We start from the raw sequence: 22,963 nt of genomic DNA on the forward strand, positions 1-22,963 counted from the left end.
GACATGAGCCAACTCTGGGACACCTCCGGCATTGCGCCGCAAAAAAACAGCGTCATGGCGGGCGAGACCATTCCCGCCATTTTCTGGAACGCAGTGGCCGCACGCGGCCCCAATGTCTGGATGCGCCAAAAAGACCTGGGCATCTGGCGCAGCTGGACCTGGAACGAAACCGCCCAGGCCGTGCGTGAGATCGGCCACGGCTTGATGGCGCTGGGCTTTGAGGCGCGGCACACCGCCTCTATTTTGTCCAACACCAACATCGAGTGGGTGCTGTGCGACTTGGCCGTACTGAGCGCGGGCGGTGTGTCCAACGGCATCTACCCGACCGACGCGGCCGAGCAGGTGCATTACCTGTGCGCAGACTCGGGCACCCGCGTGCTGTTTGTCGAGGATGACGAGCAGCTCGACAAGGCCTTGGCCGTGCGCGATGGCTTGCCCTTGTTGCAAAAAATCGTTGTGTTCGACATGGACGGTTTGCGCGACTTCCACGACCCGATGGTCATCAGCCTGCAACAGCTCCAAGCTCTGGGCCGCGAGCACGCCCAGCAACACCCCGACATGCTCCCGCAGCGCAGCGCGGCTTGCAAACCGGAAGACTTGGCCATTCTGGTTTACACCTCGGGCACCACCGGCAAACCCAAGGGCGGCATGCACAGCCACCATGGACTGGTCTACACCGTGCGCGGCTACAACACCCTGATCGCCCGTGACGAGCGCGACGAGTGCATGTGTTTCTTGCCGCTGTGCCACATTGCCGAACGCATGGGGGGAGAGTATTTCTCGATGTACACCGGCGCCAAACTCAACTTTGTTGAGAACCCCGAGACGGTGCCTGAAAACGTGCGCGAAATCGCGCCCACCGTGTTCACCGCTGTGCCCCGTGTGTGGGAAAAGTTTTATTCTGGCGTGATGATCGCGCTCAAGGAAGCGGGTGGCTTGCAGCAAGCGGTGTATGGCTGGGCGATTGGCGTGGGCCAGCAGGTGGCCGATTTGGTGCTGGCGAAAAAGCCGGTGCCCGCCAGCCTGAAGCTGCGCTTTCATGTGGCGCGCCTGTTGGCACTGAACAATGTGCGCAAGATGATCGGTATCCACCGCGCTCGCTTTTTGGTCACGGGCGCGGCGCCCATTTCCCCCGATTTGGTGCGTTGGTATTTGGCCTTGGGCTTGCCCATGCTCGAGGTCTGGGGCATGACAGAGACCTGCGGCGCTGCCACCGGCGTGCCCGCCGACCGGATCAAGCCCGGCTCCATTGGCCCGGCCGCCGAATACAACGAGATGCGTCTGGACCCGGTGACCGGTGAAATTCTGGTGCGCGGCCCCAATGTGTTCATGGGTTACCTGAATCTGCCTGAAAAAACAGCTGAGACCATCGATGCCGACGGCTGGCTGCACACGGGCGACGTGGGTGTGGTGGACGAGGAAGGGTTTTTCCGCATCACGGACCGGATGAAAGACATCATCATCACGGCTGGTGGTAAAAACATCACCCCCAGCGAATTGGAAAACGAACTGAAATTCTCGCCTTACGTCACCGATGCGGTGGTGATCGGCGACAAGCGACCTTATTTGACCGTGATTGTCATGATCGACCAGGAAAACGTGGAGAAATACGCCCAGGACAACGACGTGCCCTTCTCCAACTACGCCAGCTTGACGCACAGCGCCGAGGTTCAGGGTTTGATCCAGGCCGAAGTGGACCGGGTCAACAAGAAGTTTGCCCGCGTGGAGCAGATCAAGAAATTCTGGCTGCTCGACACGCAGCTGACGGCCGAAGACGAAGAGCTGACCCCGACCATGAAGCTCAAGCGCAAATTGGTCGAGAACAAATACGCGCCCCAGATCGAGGCGATGTACCGATGATTGAACCCACCCATTTCTACAACAGGAGACTTGCAACATGAAAATCAAACTCAGCCTCATCGCCGCTGCGATGGCCCTGACCGCTGGCGCGGCCATGGCCCAGACGCAAGGCGTGTCCAAAACCGAGATCACGCTCGGCTCCATCCAGGATTTGTCGGGCCCGCTGGCCGGCTTTGGCAAGCAGGTGCGCTTGGGCATGATGCTGCGTGTGGACGAAGCCAACGAGCAAGGCGGCATCAACGGCCGCAAGTTCAAGCTGCTGGTCGAAGACTCGGCCTATGACCCTCGCCGCGCCGTGCTGGCCGCGCAAAAGCTGGTCAACCAAGACAAGATTTTCGCCATGATCGGCCACATCGGCACAGCGCAAAACATGGCCGCCATGCCGGTGCAGTTCCAGAAGAACGTGATCAATTTCTTCCCGGTCACGGCCGCGCGTGAAATGTACGAGCCCTTCCACAAGCTCAAGTACTCGTTTGCCGCCACCTACTACGACCAGATGCGTCTGGGATTGCCCATCTTGGTCAAGGAAAAGAACGCCAAGCAAATCTGCGCCATGCACCAGGACGATGAATTCGGCCTGGAAGTGTTCCGTGGTGCCGAAGCGGGTCTGAAGACCATGGGCATGCAGTTTGCCGAAGTCACCACCTACAAACGTGGCGCGACCGACTTTGCATCGCAGATGCAAAAACTGGCCTCGTCCAAGTGCGACTTCGTGGTCATGGGCACCATCATCCGCGAAACCATTGGCGGCATCGCCACAGCGCGTCGCTTGGGTTTCAACCCGACCTTCTTGGGCTCGAGCGCGTCTTACACCGACTTGATCCACAAGTTGGGCGGCCCTGCCATGAATGGCTTTTATTCCACCATGTCGACCCAGCACCCCTATCTGGACGAGGCCGCACAGCCCATCCGTTTCTGGGCCAACAAGTACAAGACCAAGTTCAACGAAGATCCAACCGTTTTCTCGGTTTACGGTTACAACGCCATTGACTCGTTCTTGCGCGCGGTGGAGAAATCCGGCAACAACGTGACCACCGAAAGCATCATCAAGGCCATGGACACCATGGTGATTCCGCCCGATATTTTTGGCACAGGCGAAATGACCTTCACCGCCACCAAGCGACTGGGCAGCAATGCCTCGCGCATGTCGCAAATCACCGATGGCCGCTGGAAAGTGACCTCGGGCTACTTCAGCGACAAGAAGTAAAACCAGCAAGCGCTGCTTGAAATAACCGCCAGCACCCCCAAGGGCCTGGCGGTTTTTTTTGGCCAGTCAACCCTCAAACAAGCTGTCTCAAATGGGCTGTCAACCGCCCGAGTTGGAGCGATGGCGTCTGACTGCCACGCGCAGGCGCCAGCCGAGTTTCACCAATACATAAGCCAGAGCGCCGCCGCCCACACCAAAAATACCCATGCCCAACAACACCGGGCCACCCACTTCTTGCAGACTGTTGGCCCAGCTTGAATCGGGCAAGTCAGGTGCGGAAAAGGTCTCGCCCAAGAACAGGTTTCCGACCGGGTAGGCCAGCCACAGCCAAAAACCGAAAGTCAGAGGGTTGGTCAACAGGGTCATGACCGCTGCCGCTGGGATGTTGCCACGCCACCAGGTGCAGTGGGCTGCTGCGACAAAAGTCTGACCCAGAGGAATCACGAACGCCCAAAAGGTGCCAATGGCCACCCCACGTGCCACCGATTCATGCTGGAGCCGCCACAGATGGGGCTGCAGCAGGTGGTATGCCACCGGGCGTAAGCCAGTGTGTTGGGCCAAGGATTCGCGGGTAGGTCATGCTTTTTTCAGCGAAGCCCAAAAGGAGCGGAAGACAGGCATGGCGTGTCCAATGGTTTGATGGAGGCATGTTGCCCATGTGCGGCTTCAGGAAACAGCAAGGAAAATCAGTCTGATATTCCTTTTTTTTGAGAATGAATTATCGTTTTATTCAGTAAAAATAGAGGCCTTCAAAAGAACCTTCCGGTCCATCGGCGTCGGTCATGGGTGACGCCGCTAGACGGGTCGATTCGGATGATGAGTGTCTTCAATAACAAAGAGGTATTTCATGGAAACCGTTGCCCCCCTGTGGCTCTGGGCCACCTTTGTGGCCATCGTTTTGGTGTCGTTGTTCGTGGATTTTGTCGTGCTCAAAAAGCAAGGTTCCCACGACATCGGGGTCAAGGAGGCGCTCAATTGGTCGCTGATCTGGATTGCGCTGAGCTTTTTGTTCAATGGTTTGTTCTGGTGGGCCATCAAGGACACCACCGGTTCGGTGGAGATGGCCAACACCAAGTCGCTGGAGTTTCTGACGGGTTACTTGATTGAAAAGTCACTGGCGGTGGACAACATTTTTGTCTTCCTGATGATCTTCACTTATTTTGCTGTTCCCACACATTTCCAAAAGCGAGTGCTCATGATCGGCATCATCGGTGCCATCGTGCTGCGCACCATCATGATTTTGGTGGGGGGGTGGTTGCTGGCCGAGTTCCATTGGGTGCTGTATGTGTTCGGTGCTTTCCTGATCCTCACCGGCGTCAAGATGTGGTGGGCTGCTGGCAAAGAGCCGGATCTCGATGACAACCCGGCGCTCAAGCTGCTGCGCAAGGTCTTGCCTGTGAGCAAGAACTACGACGGTGAGAATTTCTGGACGGTCGAAAACGGCAAGAAGATCGCGACCCCGCTGTTCATGGTGATCTGCCTGATCGCCTTGACCGATGTGATCTTTGCGGTCGATTCAATCCCAGCGATTTTTGCGATCACTTCGGACCCGTTCATCGTGTTGACCAGCAACGTGTTCGCGATCTTGGGTCTGCGTGCCATGTACTTCTTGCTGGCGGCGGTGGCCAACAAGTTCCATTTGCTCAATTACGGGCTGGCCGTGATCCTGGTCTTCATCGGCACCAAGATGTGCCTGATCGATGTGTTCAAGATTCCAGTGGGTGTTTCCTTGGGTGTGGTGGTTGGCATCTTGGCCGCGACCATGCTGCTGAGCGTGCGCTCGGCCAAAGCCTGACGCGTTGCGCTCTTGAAGAAGCCTCCAGGGTCACAAGCTCTGGGGGCTTTTTCATGTCTGAAACTTCAGTGACTCAATGGGCCGCGACGCTGGCCTGCAAGAGGCGTTGCACCAGTGGGTGCTGGACTTTCTTTTCGGTCCCGATGGCGAAGAAATTTTCCTTCACCCCTTCGCAAGGCCCCAGGCGCTGCACATCGTAGTGCGCCAGCAACTCGTCGTGCATCCACTCGGCGGCTGGGAACACGCCCATGCCACTTTCGCCAAAGGTCTTGAGCAAGGCGCTGTCTTCGAACTCGCCCACGATGCGCGGGCGGATGCCGTGCTGTTCAAACCAGTGGTCCAGCCGGGCGCGCACAGCGGTGTGGCCGGTGGGCAGCAGCACCGGCACCTCGGCCAGGCTGGCCGGAAACTTCTTCTTGGCCGACTTGACCAGCGCGGCCGTGCCATACCAAGACACAGGGGATGCGCCCAGTGCATGGTTGTAAAGCTTGATGTTGGCGTTGCCCGGCGCAGGGCGGTCCGACAGGACCACGTCCAGGCGGTGCAGTGCCAGGTCACCCAGCAGGTCGTCGAATTCACCCTCGTGGCAGAGCAAACGCAGATGCGGCTCACCCATCACCGGTTGCATGAGGCGGCGAACCACCAGTTTGGGCAGGCCGTCCGAGATGCCTGCGGCCAGCCGAACGGTGGGTGAACTGACCGCGTCGCGCACCAAGGAAGGCAGGTTTTCGCCCAGCTGAAAAATCTGGTCGGCTTGCTGCATGGCCGCCAGCCCGGCATCGGTCAGCACCAAGCCTCGACCTGCGGGTTTGAGCAAGGCATAGCCCAAAGACCGCTCCAGCTCTCGCACCTGGGCACTCACCGTTTGCACGGCCATGTCGAGCTTGTCGGCCGCCCGGGTGATGCCACCTTCCTTGGCCACGACCCAAAAGTAATACAGGTGCTTGTAGTTGAAGGTGGTTCGCATGAGCAGATTTTTTAAGAGGATTGATCAGCCATTATCTGCTTTTACAAGATTCATCGCGACCTTAAAGTCTGCGCAGAGTTGAACTGCACCCCATGAGTTTTGGTCAATGGATTCCAACAGCGGCCATCGCGAATGCCTTGCCAAAGGGTGCCGTGAATTGGAAGAAGGTTTGACCCCCATGCTGCGCTTGTCCAAATTCAAAGGAATCATTATGAAATGCCCTGTGTGCACCGATACCCCTCTTGTCATGGCCGAGCGCCAAGGCGTTGAGATCGATTACTGTCCGGCTTGCCGGGGGATCTGGCTGGACCGTGGCGAGCTGGACAAACTGCTCGACCGTGCTGCGGCTGCCGCCCCCTTGGCCGCTGCGCCACAACAACTTGCCCAGCCAGCACCACCTATGCCTCGTCCACAAGGCTATGGCGATGGGCGTTATGGCCAGGGTGACCGGGATCACTACCAACGCAAAAAGTCCTGGCTGCATGAAATTTTTGACTGAGCTTTCTGGCCACTCTCTGCAAGCTTTTCAGTCAGTCAGCGCTTGGGCCTGCCATGAAGACCCAAGCGTTCAAATGCCCAGTTGTTTGGCCGCCAGCTCTTTCATGATCTCTTCGGCCCCGCCGCCGATCATCATCACTTTCACTTCACGGTAAACCCGCTCGCTCACGGTGCCGCGCATGAAGCCCATGCCGCCCAGCATTTGCACCGCGGCATCCGCGCAAAACTGCATGGTTTGGGTGGCGTGGTTTTTGAGTAGGCACACCTGTGCCACCCACTCGGCGCCAGTCTGGCCCGCATCGGCTTGCCGGGTGACCGCATCCACCCAGGCTTGGGTGGACAAGATGCGCATCTGCATGTCTATCAGTTTGTGGCGGATCGCTTGCCGCTCGATCAAGGCCGCGCCAAAGGTCTGGCGTTGGCGTGCCCAGTCCAGCGCTTCGTCAAAACAAGCCTCAGCAAAACCCAGTGCCATGGCCGACATGGCCAGGCGCTCGCCGTTGAAGTTGCCCATGATCATCTTGAAACCCGCGCCTTCGTCACCCAGCCGGTAACGCTGGGGCACGCGCACGCCGTCAAAGCGCAGTTGTGCGGTGTCCGAGCTGTGCCAGCCCATCTTGTGCAGGCGCGTGCGCGAGATGCCGGGTGTGTCGCCGGGCACCACCACCATCGAGATGCCGCTTGCCCCTTTGCTGGCCGGGTTGGTGCGCACGGCCAGCGTGATCCAGTCGGCGCGCAGGCCCGAGGTGATGAAGACTTTTTCGCCATCGATCACGTAGTCCGCACCATCGGCACGCGCCGTGGTGCGCAGGCCGGCCACGTCGGAGCCGCCGCCGGGCTCGGTGATGGCCAGCGCCGCGATGCGCTCGCCGCGCAACACAGGCGGCACCACTTCGGCCTGCAGCTCGGTAGTGCCATGCGCCATGACTGGCGGTAAACCGATGTTGAGCGAAAACAGGCTGGCCATCACGCCACCGCTGCCGCCGTATCGCGCCAAAGTTTGTGACAGCAGGTTACGCGCACGCCAGGGTGCTGGCGTGCCGCCCAGGTGTTCGGGATAGCCCAGACCCAGCAAGCCCAGCTGTGCGGCTTGGGTGTAAAGCGATCGGTCAAACTGACCGGCTTCTTCCCAGGCGGGTACATGCGGGGCAATGGCTTGTTTGGCAAAACGCTCCACCGTGGCCTGCAGGCTTTGCAGATCTTCTGCGGTGAAATCGGTGGTGAATCCAGCGGTGCTCATGCAGGGTCCTTCCATTGCACCAGCACCTGGCCGGGGCCCACTTGCTGACCCACGCTGGCTGAGAGGTTGCGCACCACCGCATTGCGGGGGGCGCACAAAATGTGTTCGAGCTTCATCGACTCGATGACCAGCACGGCATCGCCTTGCTTGACCGATTGCCCTTCTTGAACATGCAGCGCGATCAGCTTGCCGTTGAAGGGCGCGCGCAAAGACTGCGCGGCTTGGGCGCTGGCTTCTGTGAGGGGGGGGCTGTGGCTTTGGTCGGTGAGCCACAGCTCCCAACATGCAGGGCCTTGCAGCTGCACATGCCAGCGCTTGGTTGTGCCCATGCATGCCACAGCGCGAGCTTGCCAGTGGCGACCGTTGAGCGCGATGTGCTGCAGCTCGCCTTGATCCTGCACGTGGGCGTGGTCAGTGGCATCTTGGGTTTCAATGCGCACTTGCCCTTGCCCCAGCTCCTGCAGGTTCAGTGACACGACTTCATCGCCCAAGACCATGCGCACTGGGCGTGTGAACGGACTGGGCATCGTGGCGGCGGGTGCTTGCTGGGCGTACAGCACGGTCAGTACGGCCACGGTGCGTGCATCGCCCGTGGCTTGCAGGTTTTGGCGCACCGCATCGGCGTGTTCGGCCAAAAACGGAATCAAAGCCTCGCCCGCGCGGAACACCGGGTGCTGCAAGCAAGCCGCCAAAAATGCCCGGTTGGTGGGCAAGCCCAGCACAGCAGTTTGGTTCAGGCCAGCACCCAGGCGGTCGATGGCTTCCAGGCGTGTGGGCGCGTGGGCGATCAGCTTGCCCAGCATGGCGTCGTAATGGGGCGTGACCACCGCGCCCGTGTGCAGGGCATGGTCAAAGCGCAAGCCTTCGGGCGCGACAAAAGCCTGCACCGTGCCGGTTTGCGGGGTGAAGTGCTCGTCTTCGGCGCACAGCCGCACCTCGATGGCGTGCCCATGCAGGCGCACATCGGCCTGCGCCAGGGGCAGCGGCTCGCCGCGTGAAATGCGCAGCTGCCACGCCACCAGGTCCAAGCCGGTGAGCATTTCGGTCACCGGGTGCTCCACCTGCAAGCGGGTGTTCATCTCCATCAGATAAAACGGTTTGTCCGGCAGTGCTTCGTCCAGCAAAAACTCCACGGTCCCTGCGCCCACATAGCCCGCCGATTGTGCGAGCGCAATGGCCGCTTGTCCCAGTTGCTCGCGCAGCGCGGCACTCACCGCGGGGCTGGGCGATTCTTCGATGATCTTTTGGTGGCGGCGCTGCACCGAGCAGTCGCGCTCACCCAGGTGGATGCAGTGGCCGTGGCTGTCGGCCATGATTTGCACCTCGATGTGGCGGGGGCGAAGCAAGGCGCGCTCCATCAGCAATTCACCGTGGCCAAAACCGGCCAGCGCTTCCGAGCGGGCGCTGTGCAGCGCGGGCAGCAGCTGCGCCATGTCGGTCACCAGGCGCATGCCGCGCCCGCCACCCCCGGCTACCGCTTTCACCATGAGCGGCAAGCCCAGCTGCTGCGCTTGTGCGGTGAAGGTGGTGTCACTCTGGTCAGCGCCAAAGTAGCCCGGCAGACAGGGCACACCGTGTTGGCGTGCCAGCGCTTTGGCCGCCGACTTGCTGCCCAGCGCCCGGATGGCCGCAGGTGGCGGTCCGACCCAGTTGAGGCCCGCGTCGATCACCGCCTGCGCAAAGTCGGCGTTCTCGCTCAAAAAACCATAGCCCGGGTGCACCGCATCCGCACCGCTGTCGCGTGCGGCTTGCAGCAGTTTGTCGATGCGCAGATACGAGTCGGCCGACAAGCTGCCGCCCAAAGCGACCGCGGTGTCGGCTTCCAGCACATGCAAGGCATCGCGGTCGGCGTCGGAATAAACGGCTACCGTCTGGATGCCCATGTGGCGGGCTGTTCGGACCACGCGGCGGGCGATCTCGCCCCGGTTGGCGATCAGCAGGCGGGTGATGCGGGGGGGCAAAGTGGCGGTCATTCAGGCTCCTTGCCGGAAAGAGCCCATGGGGCTGGCTGTTTGCGTGCAAAGGCGGCCAGGCCTTGCGCTGCTTCGCCGCTGCGCAGACCGCTGGCAAACGCTTGTGCTGCGGCATCGCGCAAGTCGGGCACCGGCCCCCGCAGTTGCCGCAGCAGCGCTTTGGTGCTGGCCACCGCAGCGGGGGCAGCGCGCATGAGGCGCGTCAGCGTTGTTTGCCAAGCTTCATCGCTGTCCTCTTGGATGACTTCGTTCACCAAGCCCACTTGCAGCGCTTGCGCTGCGGTGTAGCTCAGGCCTTGCAGCAGGCATTGGCGCGCCGCGCTCTCGCCCAGGCGCTGCCACACCAAAGGCGCAATTTGCGCAGGCGGCAGGCCCAGCGTGACTTCGGGCGTGCCCAGCACCGAGCGCGTGGTGGCCACCACATGGTCGGCGCAGCACACCAGGCCAAAGCCGCCACCCATGGCCGCACCATCGACACGGCACACCAGCAGCTGGGGCAGATTAGAGAGGGCGTGCAGCAGGTCACCAAAGCCCCGGTTCATGGCCAGCAGCGGGTCGGTCTGTCCGGCAGGCAGTGGCTGGCCGATCAGCTTGGCAAAGCCGCCCAAACTGCCGCCCGCGCAAAAGGCGCCGCCTGCGCCCGTCAGCACCACGATGCGCAGCGTCGTGTCTTGTGCGGCCCGCACACAGGCGCTGTGCAAGCCGTCCACCATGGCGTCGTTCAGGGCGTTGCGCGAGGTTGGGTCGTGGAGGGTCCAGGTTTCCACCGGCCCTTGGCGGTCGATCAAAAGCGGCGCAGTGCTCATGCTTGTGGTCGCTTGGCAATGCCCATCATCTTGGACAGGATGCCCAACATCACTTCGTCAGCGCCGCCGCCGATCGAGGCCAGACGGCCGTCGCGGTACATGCGCGAGACCTTGTTTTCCCAGGTGAAGCCCATGCCCCCCCAGAACTGCAGGCAGGTGTCGGGCACGGTGCGGTTCAGGCGGCCCGCTTTGAGCTTGGCCATGGTGGCCCACTCGGTCACGTCTTCGCCTGCAATGTAGTGTTCGCAGGCCTGGTAGGTCAGGGCGCGCAGGCATTCGACCTCTGCCTTGAGTTCGGCCAGCTTGAACTGTACCCACTGCTGGTCGGCCAGTGTGCTGCCAAACAGCTTGCGCTCTTGCGCCCAATCCACCGTCCACTGGATGCAGTGGGTCAGCGACTGCAGCGTGCTGGCGGCGCACCACAGGCGCTCCTCCTGGAACTGTTGCATTTGGTAGATGAAGCCCTGGCCCTCGGCCCCGATGCGGTAGCGCTGCGGCACGCGCACTTCATCGAAATAAATCAGCCCGGTGTCGCTGCTGTTCATGCCGATTTTTTTGATCTTTTTGCCCACCTCGATGCCAGGCAGCAGCTTGCCGTTTTCGCGCATGGGCACCATGACCAGGCTTTTGTTTTTATGGATGGGCCCCTCGCCGGTGTTGACCAGCATGCACATCCAGTCGGCTTGCAGGCTGTTGGTGATCCACATCTTCTGGCCGCTGATCACGTAGTCGTCACCGTCCTTGCGGGCCACCGACTTGATGCCGGCCACATCGCTGCCCGCACCGGGCTCGCTCACGCCGATGCAGCCCACCATGTCGCCTGCAATCGCCGGGGCCAGAAATTGCGCGCGCAATTCGTCGCTGCCAAAACGCGCCAGCGCCGGTGTGGCCATGTCGGTTTGCACGCCAATGGCCATGGGGATGCCGCCGCAGTCGATGTGGCCCAGCGCTTCGGCCATGGCCATGCTGTAGGAGTAGTCCAGGCCCGCGCCGCCATAGGCCTCGGGCTTGGTCAGGCCCAAAAGGCCCAAGTCCCCCATCTTTTTGAACACTTCATGCGCCGGGAAAATTTCGGCCGCCTCCCATTCGTCCACATGGGGGTTGATCTCGGCTTCAATGAAACGCTTGAGCGTATTTTGAATTTCGCGGTGCTCGTGGGTGTATTGCATGGTTTTGTCTCCGTTGGGTTTTCACATCCGGGCCACGCCAAACGGGCTGGCGCGGGGTTGGCGGGCGGCACTCTCGGCGCAGGTGTCGAGGCAAAAACCCAGCACGCTGCGGGTGTCACGCGGGTCGATCACGCCGTCATCGAGCACCAGACCGCTGGTGTAGAAGGCATCGGCCTGGGCCTCAAACAGCGCCACGATCTTGTCGAATTGGGCCTGCATCTTGTCGGGGTCGGGCGTGATGCCTTTGCGGGCCATGCCGGCTTCGGCCACGATCTGCATGGTGCGAGCCGCTTGCTCGCCACCCATCACCGCCGTTTTGGCCCCCGGCCAGCTGAACAAAAAGCGCGGCGCATAGCCCCGCCCGCACATGCCGTAATTGCCCGCTCCAAAGGAGGCGCCGCACTGGATGGTGATTTGCGGCACGGTGGCATGGGTCACCGCTTGGATCATTTTGGAGCCGTGCTTGATCATGCCGCCTTGCTCGCTGTCCTTGCCCACCATGTAGCCTGTGGTGTTTTGCAAATACACGATGGGGTGGCCCAGTTGGCACATCCACTGGATGAAGTGCGTGGCCTTGTTGGCCCCCGCCACATCGATGGGACCGTTGTTGCTGATGAGGCCCACCGCATGGCCGCCGATGCGGGCTTGGGCGCACACCGTGGCCCCGCCATACAGCGGTTTGAATTCCAGAAAATCCGAATCGTCCACCAAACGCAAGATGACTTCGCGCATGTCGATGGGTTCGCGGTGGTGGGCCGGCATCAGACCCAGCAACTCTTGGGCGTCAAAGCGCGGGGGCTGGGACCTGCGCAGTGCCTTGTGCGCAGGCCAGTCCCAGCGCGCCACGACATCGCGTGCGGTGCCCAGGGCGTGGCGGTCGTCTTCGCACAGGTATTCGCCCAGGCCCGACACGCTGGTGTGCATTTCGGCCCCGCCCAGTTCTTCTTCGGTGGCGACTTCGCCCGTGGCGGCTTTGAGCAGGGGAGGGCCAGCCAAAAAGGCCCGTGACCTGCCGCGCACCATGATGACGGTGTCACTCAGCCCCGGCATGTAGGCCCCGCCTGCCGTGCCCGAGCCGTGTTGCACGGTGAGGACGGGCAAGCCTGCGGCCGACAAGCGTGCGAGGTTGCGAAACAGGCTGCCACCGAGCACAAAGCCCTCGACTTTGTACTGCATCAAGTTGGCCCCGGCGCTTTCAACCAGGTGCACAAAAGGCAACTTGTTTTCGAGGGCGAGTTCTTGCACGCGCAAGATTTTTTCCAAGCCCCGTGCCTGAATGGCCCCGGCCTCAATGCCCGAATCGCTGGCCACCACCATGCAGCGCACACCTTCGACAAAGCCTATGCCCGCGATCATGCCGCCGCCAGGCACCGACTTGGCCGCGTCGGCGGTGTCTTGCATGAAGCCCGCCAAGGCGCAAAGGGGCAAAAAGGGCGCGCCCGGGTCCAGCAGCAAGGCCACGCGTTCACGGGGCAGCAACTGGCCGCGCTTGTCGAACACGGCTTTGGATTGGGCGGAAGCCTGCGCGGAGCGCTCCTGCAGGGCTTGCCACTGCGCCAGGCGGGCCAGCGCCGCTTCGCGCCGTTGTTGGGCCAAGGGGCTGTGGGGGTTCCAGGTGGATTCAAAAGTCATTGGAAAACCTTCGGCGTGACGGCGCGGTGAAAGCCGCCAAAGGCTTTGACGGCATCGCGTTCTTGCACTTCGGGTGAGGCCACGGTCTGCTGCCAGCCCATGCGCATTTGGGGGCGGGCACCGTCCACGCGCAGCACCGTGCCACTGATGAAGCTGGCGGCAGGGCAGAGCAAGAACACGATGGCCGCCGAGGTTTCAGCCTCGTTGCCAAAGCGGCCTTGCGGGACGGTTTTTCGGATCTCCCGCAACATGGGGCCGGCTTCAGGCGGGTAATGGTCCATGCCGCTGCTGGCGATGTAACCGGGGGCCACGGCGTTGACGCGAACACCGTTGGCCGCCCACTCCAATGCAGCGGTTTCGGTGAAACTGACCATGCCTGCCCGCGCCGCGCCGCTGTGGCCCATGCCCGGCATGGAGCCCCACATGTCGGCCACGATGTTGACCACCGCGCCGCCGTGCTGTTGCATGGATTGGTTGAAGCACTCGCGCGCCACCAAAAAGCCGCCGGTGAGGTTGGTGTCGATGACCGCTTGCCAGCCTTTGGCGCTGGTGCTTGCCAATGGCGAGATGTATTGCCCGCCAGCGTTGTTGACCAGGCCGTGGATGCGCCCGTGCTGCTGCACCACCTGCGCCACCATGGCTTGGACATCGCCCTCGCGCCGAATGTCGCAGCTGTGCCAGCTCGCCTTGCCGCCGTCGCCCTCAATCTCTTGCGCGGTGTGGCGCAGCTTGTCGGGGTTGCGGCCCACCAGCACCACCTGCGCGCCCAGGTGGGCCAGTTCGTGGGCGGTGCAGCGGCCAATGCCGGAGCCGCCACCGGTGACGAGAATCACTTGCCCGGGCAGCAAGCCGGGGGTGAAGACCGAGCGGTAATGTGTTGCAGGGGATGAAGTGCTCATGGGGGATCTTTTAAGAACAATTGCAAAGCGGTGTCGGTCAATTCGTCCAGGTTGGCGCGCTTGGACGGGTTGCTGGGCGATGCCGGCTCGTACCACTGCACCGACCAGTTGAGGGCGCCGAAAATCATCAAACGCGCCAGACCCACAGGCGCTTGCAGTTGGCCTGTGTCGTGCAGGGCTTGCAGCACGGGTATCCAAGGGGCTTCGTAAGTGTCTTTGAGTTCGGTAATCGCTTTGCGCTGCGCGGGGGCGAGCGAACGCCACTCGTAGAGCATCACGGGAATGAAATCGCTGTCAGGGCCCAGCAGCACATCGAAATGATGCCGGATGAGATGGCGCAGTTGCTCGTATGCGCTGTCACCGGCGGCGCTGACAGCGCAAGCCGCCTGCTGTCGCGCAATGGCCTGCCGCATGCCTTCGACCATCACCGCCAGCAAGAGGTCCTGCTTGTTGCCAAAGTGATAAAAGGGCGAACCCGGCTGCATGCCGACTTGCGCCGCGATCTCTCGGGTGCTGGTGGCGTCGTAACCCTTGCGGTGAAACAGCTGCGCCGCGGCCGAGATCAGGGCTTGGCGGCGGTTGCCATCGTCGCGTTCGCCCTCGGTCTTCCTCGGGCGACCACGTGTGCGTTTGGGCTCGGCCAGTTTGGTCATGCGTTCATCGTCCCGCCAAACCCATGCTGCGTGAGATCACTTCTTTCATGATTTCGTTGGTGCCGCCGTAGATGCGCTGCACGCGGGCATCGGCATAGGCGCGGGTGATGGGGTATTCCCACATGTAGCCGTAGCCGCCATGCAATTGCACGCATTCGTCCATCACCTTGCATTGCAAATCCGAGCACCAGTACTTGGCCATGCTGGCCGTGGCCGTGTCGAGCTTGTCTTGCAGCAGCAACTCGCTGCATTTGTCCACAAACACACGCGCCACCTGCACCTCGGTCTGCAACTCCGCCAGGGTGTATCGGGTGTTCTGGTAGTTGCCCACGGCCTGGCCAAACACCTTGCGGTCTTTCACATACTGCACCGTCCAGTCGATGGCCGCTTGCGCTGCGGCGATGCCGCCAATGGCAATTTGCAGGCGCTCCCAGGGCAGTTGCTCCATCAGGCAGATGAAGCCTTTGCCTTGCATGGCCGCGCCGCCCAGCAACTGGTCCGCACCGACCTTGACGTTGTCAAAAAACAGCTCGGAGGTGTCTTGCGCTTTGAGGCCCAGTTTCTTCAAGCGCTTGCCTTTTTCAAAGCCGGGCGTACCGCGTTCAATGAGGAAGAGGCTGGTGCCCTTGGCTCCGGCCGCCGGATCGGTCTTGGCCACCAGGATCACCAGGTCGGCGTGCCAGCCGTTGGTGATGAAGGTCTTGCTGCCGTTGATGAGGTAAGTGCCATCGGGCTGCAACAGCGCCGTGGTTTTCACGCCCTGCAGGTCCGAGCCTGCGGCCGGCTCGCTCATGGCAATGGCACCGATCATTTCGCCGCTGGCCAGTTTGGGCAGGTACTTTTGCTTTTGCGCCTCGGTGCCGTAATGCAGGATGTAAGGCGCGACGATCTCACTGTGCAGCCCATAGCCGATGCCGCTGAACCCGGCCCGGGAGAGCTCCTCCATCTGCACCACCGAGTACAGCTTGTCGGCATCCGAGCCGCCATAGGCCTCGGGCAGGGTCATGCACAAAAAGCCGTTGTCACCGGCTTTGTCCCACACAGCGCGGTCCACATAGCCCTGCTCCTCCCAGGCGTCGTGGTGGGGGGCGATTTCCTTGTCCATGAAGCGGCGAAAGCTGTCGCGAAAGGCCTCGTGGTCGGCGGTAAAAAGCGTGCGTTCAATCATGGTGTCACCTTCAGGACTTGGGGATTTATTTATACAAAGCGTTTGCTTGGTAAAAGTCTATACTGATTGCTGAAACCCACAACTCAGGGCAAACCCCCTGATGACCCCCAGGAGAGATTCATGACCCCCACGCTCGTCACTTCGTGTACTCACTGCCCCCCGAGGGGGCTTTGCCCTCCTTGGGGCGGCCCGGCGGAGGGCAAGCCATGAGCGAAGCATTTGTTTACGACGCCATACGCACTCCGCGCGGCAAAGGCAAAAAAGACGGCAGCCTGCACGAGGTCAAACCGATCAGCCTGCTCTCGGGCGTGTTGCGCGAGCTGCAAAGTCGCAACCAGCTCGACACCGCTGCGGTGGACGATGTGGTCATGGGTGTGGTCTCGCCGATTGGCGAGCAAGGCTCGGTGATCCCCAAAGTGGCGGCCCTGGCGGCGGGTTGGGACTGGCGCTGCTCGGGTGTGCAACTCAACCGCTTTTGTGCCTCGGGCCTGGAAGCGGTCAACATGGCCGCCATGAAGGTGCGCAGCGGCTGGGAAGACCTGGTCGTGGCCGGGGGCCTTGAGAGCATGAGCCGCGTGCCGATTGGTGCTGACGGCGGTGCCTGGGCACAAGACCCCGAAACCAACAGCGCCACGCTGTTTGTGCCGCAAGGCATTGGCGCTGATTTGATCGCCACCATGAGCGGCTTCAGCCGCCAAGATGTCGATGCCTTCGCGGTCGAGTCGCAAAAACGTGCCACGGCTGCGCGTGCAGCGGGCTACTTCGATGGCTCGGTGGTGCCGGTCAAAGACAAGCTCGGCCAGGTCATCTTGGCGAAAGACGAATTCATCAAACCGGGCACGACGGTAGAAACGCTGGGCGGTCTCAAGGCTTCGTTTGAGCAGCTGGGTGCCATGGGTTTTGACGCGGTGGCCTTGCAGCGCTACCCACAGGTCGAGCGCATTCACCATGTGCACCACGCGGGCAACTCGTCCGGCATCGTGGACGGCGCAGCGGCGGTGCTCATCGGTTCGGAAGCCGCAGGCAAAACCCATGGCCTGAAGCCACGCGCGCGCATCGTGTCGGTGGCTTTGTCGGGGGCCGATCCGACCATCATGCTGACGGGCCCCATGCCCGCCGCACGCAAAGCGCTGGCCAAAGCGGGCCTCACGATTGACCAGATCGATTTGTTCGAGGTGAACGAAGCTTTTGCCGCCGTGCCCATGAAGTTCATGCAAGAGATGCATGTGCCGCACGACAAGGTCAACGTCAACGGTGGCGCCATTGCCATGGGCCACCCGCTGGGTGCCACAGGCGCGATGATTTTGGGCATCCTGATCGACGAACTGCACCGGCGCCAACTGCGCTATGGCCTGGCCACTTTGTGTGTGGGTGGCGGCATGGGCATTGCCACGATTGTGGAACGGATTTGACCAGGGAGACACCAAAATGATTTTGAAAACACTGCGCTACGAACTGGCGGACGGCATCGCCACCATCACCTTTGACGAGCAGGGCTCGCCGGTCAACACCATGTGCCTGCAATGGCAGGCCGACCTGGCCCAAGCGGCCGAGCAAGTCCTCAAAGACAAAGCCCAGATCAAAGGTGTCATCCTGGCCTCGGCCAAGTCCACGTTTTTTGCGGGGGCCGACCTCAAAGGTGTGATGCGCTCGCAAGCCTCGGACGGCCCGCGTGTCTTTGTCGAGATTGAAGGCATCAAGAAAGCTTTTCGCGCCATCGAAACGCTCGGTGTGCCCGTGGTCAGCTGCCTCAACGGCTCGGCCCTGGGCGGTGGTTGGGAAGTGGCCTTGATCGGTCACTACCGCATCGCCACCGCCAACCCCAAAACCCAATTTGGCTTGCCCGAGGTCACGCTGGGCCTGATTCCTGGCGGTGGTGGCATCACCAAAATGACACGCCAGCTGGGCTTGCTGGCCGCGCAGCCCTATGTGCTGGAAAGCCAACTCTTTGGCCCCGAAGAAGCGCAAAAGCTCGGTCTGGTGCACGAGATCGTGGCCAGCGACGACCAGCTGCGCATCCGCGCTCTGGCCCACATCGCGGCAAGCCAAGGCCAGCCCGAAGCCGCCCAACACCTGTGGGACCGCAAGGACTACAAAATGCCCGGCGGCACGCCGAGCAACCCCAAGATCGCGGGCATGCTGAGCGTGGCCCCGGCCGTGCTCAAACAAAAAACACGCGGCCTGTACCCTGCCCCCGAAGCGGCGCTGGCCGCCATGGTCGAAGGTGCGATGGTGGACTTTGACACCGCCATGCGCATCGAAAGCCGATATCTGGCGGGTCTGATGACCAGCCAGGTGGCGCGCAACATGATCAACACTTTCTTCTTCAACATGAACAGCATCAAGGGCGGCCAAAGCCGCCCCAAGGCTGCACCGCGTTACAAGCCGCAAAAGGTGGGCATCTTGGGCGCAGGCATGATGGGCTCGGGCATTGCGTATTCACAAGCCAGCCGGGGCATGGCCACGGTGCTCAAAGACGTGAGCCAAGAGGCCGCCGAAAAAGGCAAGGCCTACAGCCACAAGCTCACCCAAAAACGCGTGGACAAAGGCCGCATGACCGCGGACAAACAAGCGGCCTTGTTGTCACTCATCCAGCCCACGGCCAGCGCTGCAGACCTCAAGGGTTGCGACCTGATCATCGAAGCCGTGTTTGAAAACCGCGAGCTCAAGGCCCGTGTCACCCAAGAGGCCGAGCCCATGCTGGCCGAAGGTGGGTTCTTTGCCAGCAACACCTCCACCTTGCCCATCAGCGGCCTGGCCACCGCCAGCACCGCGCCCAATAAATTTGTCGGCATCCACTTCTTCAGCCCGGTGGACAAGATGAAGCTGGTCGAGATCATTCGCGGCGCGCAGACCGACGACGAGACCATCGCACGGGCGTATGACTATGTGCAGGCGCTGGGCAAGCTGCCCATCGTGGTGAACGACTCACGCGGTTTTTACACCAGCCGCACCTTTGGCACTTTTGTGATGGAAGGCGCGGCCATGCTGGGCGAGGGCATCCCCGCCCCCGTGATCGAGAACCTGGCCATGCAGGTAGGCATGCCCGTGGGGCCGCTGGCCGTGCTGGACGAAACGGCGCTGTCGCTGTCGGTGCATGTGCTGGACCAAACCCGAGAAGACTTTGCCAAAGAAGGCAAAACCCACACCGCCACGCCCGGCGAACTGCTGGTCGAGCGCATGGTCAAAGAACTCCAACGCCCCGGTCGCGCCGCAGGCGGTGGCTTTTACGACTACCCCGCTGGCCAAAAGAAAGTGCTGTGGCCTGAACTGAAAACCCGCTTTGAAAAAGCCGACGTGGTCTACAGCCAGCAAGACATCAAAGACCGCCTGCTGTACCGCCAAGCCGTGGAGACCGCCCGCTGCCTGCAAGAAGGCGTGCTGACCTCGGTGCACGACGGCAACATCGGCTCGATCTTCGGCATCGGCTTTCCAGCTTGGACGGGTGGCGCTTTGCAGTTCATCTATGGCCAAGGGGTGGATGCGTTTGCCAAGCGTTGCGCTGAACTGGCCGAGAAGTACGGTGCGGGATTTGTGCTCACCGATGCGGTGGTGGCGAGCTTGAAGCAGCATCAGCCGGTGTATTGAGCCACAAGCCTGAGAAGGCTCGCACCAAAAAACGCAGCGCTTGGGTGATTGGGCGGCTGCGTTTTTTTATGGGGCGATGAAGGCGGATGAGGCTCCTTGGGGCTAAGAGAATCCGTCTTTCAAATAGTTAAGTTCTCTGTCGGGTTCAGGACTCGTCCAGCCGCTAGTTCACCCCGCTCAGGCACACTACACACCATTTTTCACATCCCCAGCTGCTGGGGTGCCGCCATTCCCAGGGATCACCGCATGGAAATCAAAGTCAATTTTCTCGACAAACTGCGCCTAGAGGCCAAGTTTGACGACTTCACTGTGCTGGCCGATCAGCCCATTCGCTACAAGGGCGATGGCTCGGCGCCGGGGCCGTTTGATTATTTTTTGGCGTCTTCGGCTTTGTGTGCGGCTTATTTTGTCAAGCTGTATTGCGAGACGCGCGGCATCTCCACCGAGCACATTCGCCTCTCGCAAAACAACATCGTGGACCCGGACAACCGCTACCTGCAGACCATCAAGATCCAGGTGGAGTTGCCGGCCGACATGTCCGACAAGGACCGCCAAGGCATTCTGAGGTCCATCGACCGCTGCACGGTCAAAAAGGCGATTCAAGCGGGCCCCACTTTCATCGTTGAGGCGGTGGACAACCTGGACGCTGACGCGCAGGCCTTGCTCTCGCTGAAGGCCGATGCGCAGGCGCAGACCCGCATTGCAGGCAAAGACTTGCCGCTGGAACAGACCATCGCCAACATGACTGCGGTGTTGGCCAATTTGGGCATCAAGATCGAGATCGCGTCGTGGCGCAACCTGGTGCCCAATGTGTGGTCGCTGCACATCCGCGACGCGCATTCGCCCATGTGCTTCACCAACGGCAAAGGCTCCAGCAAAGAGAGCGCCTTGGCCTCGGCACTGGGCGAATACATCGAGCGCCTGAACAACAACCACTTTTACGCAGGCGTGTTTTTTGGCGAAGACCTGGCACAAGCCGACTTCGTGCACGACCCTAAGGAGCGTTGGTTCCAGCCCGGCAAGCGTGACGCGCTGCCCAAAGGCCTGCTGGACAAGCATTGCCTCAGCATCTACAACCCCGATGGCGAGCTCAAGGCCTCGCACCTGTTCGACACCAACTCGGGCAACCCTTCGCGTGGCATTTGTGCGCTGCCTTATGTGCGCCAGTCCGATGGCGAGGTGGTCTACTTCCCGTCCAATCTGGTGGAAAACCTGTTTGTGAGCAACGGCATGAGCGCTGGCAACACGCTGGTCGAAGCCCAGGTGCAGTGCCTGTCAGAAATTTTTGAGCGGGCCGTCAAGCGCGAAATCTTGGAAGGCGAAATGGCCTTGCCCGATGTGCCGCAGCACGTGCTCGCCAAATACCCCGGCATCGTGGCCGGCATTGAGGCTTTGGAAGCGCAGGGCTTTCCCGTCTTGGTCAAAGACGCGTCGCTGGGCGGGCTGTACCCGGTGATGTGCGTGACCCTGATGAACCCCCGCACGGGCGGTGTGTTCGCGTCCTTTGGCGCCCACCCGCGCTTGGAGGTGGCGCTCGAGCGCAGCCTGACCGAGTTGCTGCAGGGGCGCAGTTTTGAAGGCCTGAACGATCTGCCTGCGCCCACGTTCATCAGCAACGCTGTGACCGAACCCAACAACTTTGTGGAGCACTTCATTGACTCCAGCGGCATCGTGTCGTGGCGGTTTTTCAGCGCCCAGGCCGACCATGCGTTTGTGGAGTGGGACTTTGCCGGGCAGGGCGACGACGCCACCGCGCAAGAGGCCGCCACGCTGTTCGGCATTTTGCAGGCCATGGGCAATGAAGCCTATGTGGCGGTGCACGACCAACTGGGTGCCACCGCCTGCCGAATCCTGGTGCCAGGTTATTCGGAGGTGTACCCGGTCGATGATCTGATTTGGGACAACACCAACAAAGCGCTCTTGTTCCGCGCCGATGTGCTCAACCTGCACCGGCTGGACGACGAGGCGCTGGAGGCCTTGCTGGACCGCTTGGAAAACAACGAGCTGGACGATTACCTCGACATTGCCACTTTGATCGGCATCGAGTTCGACGACAACACGGTGTGGGGCCAGTTGACGGTGATGGAGCTCAAGCTGCTGATCCATTTGGCATTGGCGCAGTATGCGCAAGCGCACGAGCTGGTGGGTGCGTTTTTGCAATACAACGACAACACGGTGGAGCGCCGCTTGTTTTACCAGGCCTTGAACGTGGTGCTGGAAGTCACACTCGATGACGACTTGGCCCTGGAAAACTATGCGGTGAACTTCAGGCGCATGTTTGGCAACGAGCGCATGGATGCGGCGATCGGTTCGGTGGACGGCCGTGTGCGTTTCCATGGCCTCACGCCCACCAGCCTCCAGCTTGAAACCCTGGACCGTCACCAGCGCTTGCTCGACAGTTACAAAAAACTGCACGCGGCACGGGCGCGTGTGGCCGCGCAACAGGCCTTGGCCTGATGTTGGCCAGCAGGCAGCTGCCGCGCTCAACACAGCCCCAAGGTTCATTCAACCCATAAGAGGGGTCAAGGGGTCTTTGCTTTGATCCTGACCCCGCCAATGACGCCCGCGATCAGCAAGGCTATACCGGCCAGTGTCAGCGGCTCGGGCCACTGACCGCGCAGCCAAAACGCATAGGTCAGCGCGGCCAAGGTTTCAAACACGATGAGCTGCCCTGCCAGGGCGGTGGGCAGACGTTGGCTGGCGGCGTTCCAGCACAGGGTGCCCAGCCAAGACGCCAGCAGGCCGATGGCCACCATGAGGCCCAGAAATTCCAAGGGACGGGGCCCGAGCGGCATGGGCATCGGGTCGTTCGTGGCGCTGGCCCACAGCCAATAGGCGGCATAACCCAGCAGGGCCAGCGGCAAGGTGGCGAGGCCTTGTGCGGTGGCCCAAACGCGCGGGTTGCGGTCGGGGTGACCGCGCAGCCAGTCGGCGTTCTTCAGGGGATACCAGGTCCAGCAGACCACCGCGCCCACGGCCAGCACAGCGCCGGTGATGTAGCGCGTGGTGTCGGCTGCCGGGTTTTGCAGCAAGGCCGTCCACTCCACATGGTTGACGCAGGCGATGCCGAGCAAAATGAGCGCCAGCGGTGGCGCCAGCTTGAGCCACGGAAAGCGCCCATCGCGCTGGTGGTTCAGCACGTTGGCCGAGACGGCGATGACCACCGGCAGCGTGCCGATGATCATGGTGGGCAGGGCGCCGCCTGCCCGCTGGATGGCGCTGGCCAGAAACAGGTAATACAGCACGTTGCCAATGGCCGCCAGTTTGAGTGCGGCCAACCAGTCGCTGCGCCCCAGGCGCCGGATCTCGGCGCGGTCGATGTAGGCCAGTGGCAAGGCGATCAGCCCAAAAGCCAGATACCGGCCGAAGGTGTGCAAGGCGGCGGGGTAGTCGGGCAGCAGCAGGGGGCCAACAAACACCAAGCCCCACAGCATGCCGGCGGCCAAGGACAAGAAGATGCCGCCGGTCAGGGCAGCCGGAGGCTGGGGCATGGGCATGAGCATGAGGG

18 protein-coding genes are annotated in these 22,963 nt (G+C 61.6%); 7 read left to right on the forward strand and 11 right to left on the reverse strand.

The window, feature by feature from the left end; translation table 11 throughout:
* The first annotated feature begins 3 nt into the window (after nucleotides 1–3).
* Both LHAB_RS07370 and LHAB_RS07375 read left to right on the forward strand, forming a co-directional pair.
* On the forward strand, nucleotides 4–1,860 hold the full coding sequence (locus LHAB_RS07370; protein WP_090045081.1) for an AMP-dependent synthetase/ligase: 1,857 nt from the start codon (nucleotides 4–6) through the stop codon (nucleotides 1,858–1,860).
* Nucleotides 1,861–1,897: 37 nt separating this feature from the next.
* A complete protein-coding gene (locus tag LHAB_RS07375; RefSeq protein ID WP_090045083.1) occupies nucleotides 1,898–3,067 on the forward strand; it encodes an ABC transporter substrate-binding protein in 1,170 nt (389 codons plus the stop codon).
* A gap of 99 nt (nucleotides 3,068–3,166) precedes the next feature.
* Here LHAB_RS07375 and LHAB_RS07380 read toward each other — a convergent pair whose 3' ends face one another.
* Complete coding sequence (locus LHAB_RS07380) at nucleotides 3,167–3,628, reverse strand: DUF2062 domain-containing protein (protein ID WP_228763378.1); 462 nt, start codon at nucleotides 3,626–3,628, stop codon at nucleotides 3,167–3,169.
* A 286-nt stretch (nucleotides 3,629–3,914) separates the two neighbouring features.
* On the opposite strand from LHAB_RS07380, the gene LHAB_RS07385 reads away from it, so the two are divergent.
* Nucleotides 3,915–4,862 (forward strand): TerC family protein, encoded by a 948-nt coding sequence (locus LHAB_RS07385; RefSeq protein ID WP_090045084.1) that lies wholly within the window; start codon nucleotides 3,915–3,917, stop codon nucleotides 4,860–4,862.
* Nucleotides 4,863–4,935: 73 nt separating this feature from the next.
* On the opposite strand, the gene LHAB_RS07390 is transcribed toward LHAB_RS07385, so the two are convergent.
* Nucleotides 4,936–5,829 (reverse strand): LysR family transcriptional regulator, encoded by an 894-nt coding sequence (locus LHAB_RS07390; RefSeq protein ID WP_090045086.1) that lies wholly within the window; start codon nucleotides 5,827–5,829, stop codon nucleotides 4,936–4,938.
* Between the two features lie 211 nt (nucleotides 5,830–6,040).
* Here LHAB_RS07390 and LHAB_RS07395 point away from each other — a divergent pair, with 211 nt between their 5' ends.
* Entirely contained in the window at nucleotides 6,041–6,328 is a 288-nt protein-coding gene (locus tag LHAB_RS07395; protein ID WP_090047776.1) for a TFIIB-type zinc ribbon-containing protein, read from the forward strand.
* 69 nt (nucleotides 6,329–6,397) lie between these two features.
* Here LHAB_RS07395 and LHAB_RS07400 read toward each other — a convergent pair whose 3' ends face one another.
* From LHAB_RS07400 to LHAB_RS07435, 8 genes are read right to left on the reverse strand one after another with little or no spacing between them, the layout of a single operon-like run.
* On the reverse strand, nucleotides 6,398–7,567 hold the full coding sequence (locus LHAB_RS07400; protein WP_090045087.1) for an acyl-CoA dehydrogenase family protein: 1,170 nt from the start codon (nucleotides 7,565–7,567) through the stop codon (nucleotides 6,398–6,400).
* The gene (locus LHAB_RS07405) at nucleotides 7,564–9,540 is read right to left on the reverse strand and encodes an ATP-binding protein (RefSeq protein ID WP_194943120.1); all 1,977 of its coding nucleotides are present in this window, start codon (nucleotides 9,538–9,540) and stop codon (nucleotides 7,564–7,566) included. The genes LHAB_RS07400 and LHAB_RS07405 overlap by 4 nt, the downstream gene beginning before the upstream one ends.
* The gene (locus LHAB_RS07410; RefSeq protein ID WP_090045089.1) at nucleotides 9,537–10,346 is read right to left on the reverse strand and encodes an enoyl-CoA hydratase/isomerase family protein; all 810 of its coding nucleotides are present in this window, start codon (nucleotides 10,344–10,346) and stop codon (nucleotides 9,537–9,539) included. The genes LHAB_RS07405 and LHAB_RS07410 overlap by 4 nt, the downstream gene beginning before the upstream one ends.
* Nucleotides 10,343–11,515: an acyl-CoA dehydrogenase family protein gene (locus LHAB_RS07415; RefSeq protein ID WP_090045091.1), complete on the reverse strand. Its 1,173-nt coding sequence runs from the start codon at nucleotides 11,513–11,515 to the stop codon at nucleotides 10,343–10,345. The genes LHAB_RS07410 and LHAB_RS07415 overlap by 4 nt, the downstream gene beginning before the upstream one ends.
* Nucleotides 11,516–11,536: 21 nt before the next feature.
* Entirely contained in the window at nucleotides 11,537–13,147 is a 1,611-nt protein-coding gene (locus LHAB_RS07420) for an acyl-CoA carboxylase subunit beta (protein ID WP_090045093.1), read from the reverse strand.
* Nucleotides 13,144–14,046: an SDR family oxidoreductase gene (locus LHAB_RS07425; RefSeq protein WP_090045095.1), complete on the reverse strand. Its 903-nt coding sequence runs from the start codon at nucleotides 14,044–14,046 to the stop codon at nucleotides 13,144–13,146. Before LHAB_RS07425 ends, LHAB_RS07420 begins: the two co-directional genes overlap by 4 nt.
* Nucleotides 14,043–14,699 carry a TetR/AcrR family transcriptional regulator gene (locus tag LHAB_RS07430; protein WP_090045096.1) on the reverse strand — a complete coding sequence of 219 codons (657 nt, stop codon included), beginning with the start codon at nucleotides 14,697–14,699 and terminating at the stop codon, nucleotides 14,043–14,045. The genes LHAB_RS07425 and LHAB_RS07430 overlap by 4 nt, the downstream gene beginning before the upstream one ends.
* A 4-nt stretch (nucleotides 14,700–14,703) precedes the next feature.
* Entirely contained in the window at nucleotides 14,704–15,867 is a 1,164-nt protein-coding gene (locus tag LHAB_RS07435; RefSeq protein ID WP_090045098.1) for an acyl-CoA dehydrogenase family protein, read from the reverse strand.
* Nucleotides 15,868–16,073: 206 nt separating this feature from the next.
* Here LHAB_RS07435 and LHAB_RS07440 point away from each other — a divergent pair, with 206 nt between their 5' ends.
* From LHAB_RS07440 to LHAB_RS07450, 3 genes are all read left to right on the forward strand, one after another.
* A complete protein-coding gene (locus LHAB_RS07440; RefSeq protein ID WP_090045100.1) occupies nucleotides 16,074–17,279 on the forward strand; it encodes an acetyl-CoA C-acetyltransferase in 1,206 nt (401 codons plus the stop codon).
* Between the two features lie 22 nt (nucleotides 17,280–17,301).
* A complete protein-coding gene (locus tag LHAB_RS07445; RefSeq protein ID WP_090047779.1) occupies nucleotides 17,302–19,455 on the forward strand; it encodes a 3-hydroxyacyl-CoA dehydrogenase NAD-binding domain-containing protein in 2,154 nt (717 codons plus the stop codon).
* A 246-nt stretch (nucleotides 19,456–19,701) separates the two neighbouring features.
* The gene (locus LHAB_RS07450) at nucleotides 19,702–21,912 is read left to right on the forward strand and encodes an OsmC domain/YcaO domain-containing protein (protein ID WP_090045101.1); all 2,211 of its coding nucleotides are present in this window, start codon (nucleotides 19,702–19,704) and stop codon (nucleotides 21,910–21,912) included.
* A gap of 65 nt (nucleotides 21,913–21,977) precedes the next feature.
* Here LHAB_RS07450 and LHAB_RS07455 read toward each other — a convergent pair whose 3' ends face one another.
* On the reverse strand, nucleotides 21,978–22,958 hold the full coding sequence (locus LHAB_RS07455) for a DMT family transporter (RefSeq protein WP_228763379.1): 981 nt from the start codon (nucleotides 22,956–22,958) through the stop codon (nucleotides 21,978–21,980).
* Between the last annotated feature and the right edge of the window lie 5 nt (nucleotides 22,959–22,963).

It is taken from the genome of Limnohabitans sp. 2KL-27 (genome assembly GCF_001269345.1).
Taxonomy (GTDB): Bacteria; Pseudomonadota; Gammaproteobacteria; order Burkholderiales; family Burkholderiaceae_C; genus Limnohabitans_A.

Bases quoted from the DNA above. Each gene is read 5' to 3' on its own strand.
- LHAB_RS07370 (WP_090045081.1), top strand. From the start codon at position 4: ATGAGCCAACTCTGGGACACCTCCGGCATTGCGCCGCAAAAAAACAGC.
- LHAB_RS07375 (WP_090045083.1), top strand. From the start codon at position 1,898: ATGAAAATCAAACTCAGCCTCATCGCCGCTGCGATGGCCCTGACCGCT.
- LHAB_RS07385 (WP_090045084.1), top strand. From the start codon at position 3,915: ATGGAAACCGTTGCCCCCCTGTGGCTCTGGGCCACCTTTGTGGCCATC.
- LHAB_RS07390 (WP_090045086.1), bottom strand. From the start codon at position 5,829: ATGCGAACCACCTTCAACTACAAGCACCTGTATTACTTTTGGGTCGTG.
- LHAB_RS07395 (WP_090047776.1), top strand. From the start codon at position 6,041: ATGAAATGCCCTGTGTGCACCGATACCCCTCTTGTCATGGCCGAGCGC.
- LHAB_RS07400 (WP_090045087.1), bottom strand. From the start codon at position 7,567: ATGAGCACCGCTGGATTCACCACCGATTTCACCGCAGAAGATCTGCAA.
- LHAB_RS07405 (WP_194943120.1), bottom strand. From the start codon at position 9,540: ATGACCGCCACTTTGCCCCCCCGCATCACCCGCCTGCTGATCGCCAAC.
- LHAB_RS07410 (WP_090045089.1), bottom strand. From the start codon at position 10,346: ATGAGCACTGCGCCGCTTTTGATCGACCGCCAAGGGCCGGTGGAAACC.
- LHAB_RS07415 (WP_090045091.1), bottom strand. From the start codon at position 11,515: ATGCAATACACCCACGAGCACCGCGAAATTCAAAATACGCTCAAGCGT.
- LHAB_RS07420 (WP_090045093.1), bottom strand. From the start codon at position 13,147: ATGACTTTTGAATCCACCTGGAACCCCCACAGCCCCTTGGCCCAACAA.
- LHAB_RS07425 (WP_090045095.1), bottom strand. From the start codon at position 14,046: ATGAGCACTTCATCCCCTGCAACACATTACCGCTCGGTCTTCACCCCC.
- LHAB_RS07430 (WP_090045096.1), bottom strand. From the start codon at position 14,699: ATGACCAAACTGGCCGAGCCCAAACGCACACGTGGTCGCCCGAGGAAG.
- LHAB_RS07435 (WP_090045098.1), bottom strand. From the start codon at position 15,867: ATGATTGAACGCACGCTTTTTACCGCCGACCACGAGGCCTTTCGCGAC.
- LHAB_RS07440 (WP_090045100.1), top strand. From the start codon at position 16,074: ATGAGCGAAGCATTTGTTTACGACGCCATACGCACTCCGCGCGGCAAA.
- LHAB_RS07450 (WP_090045101.1), top strand. From the start codon at position 19,702: ATGGAAATCAAAGTCAATTTTCTCGACAAACTGCGCCTAGAGGCCAAG.
- LHAB_RS07455 (WP_228763379.1), bottom strand. From the start codon at position 22,958: ATGCTCATGCCCATGCCCCAGCCTCCGGCTGCCCTGACCGGCGGCATC.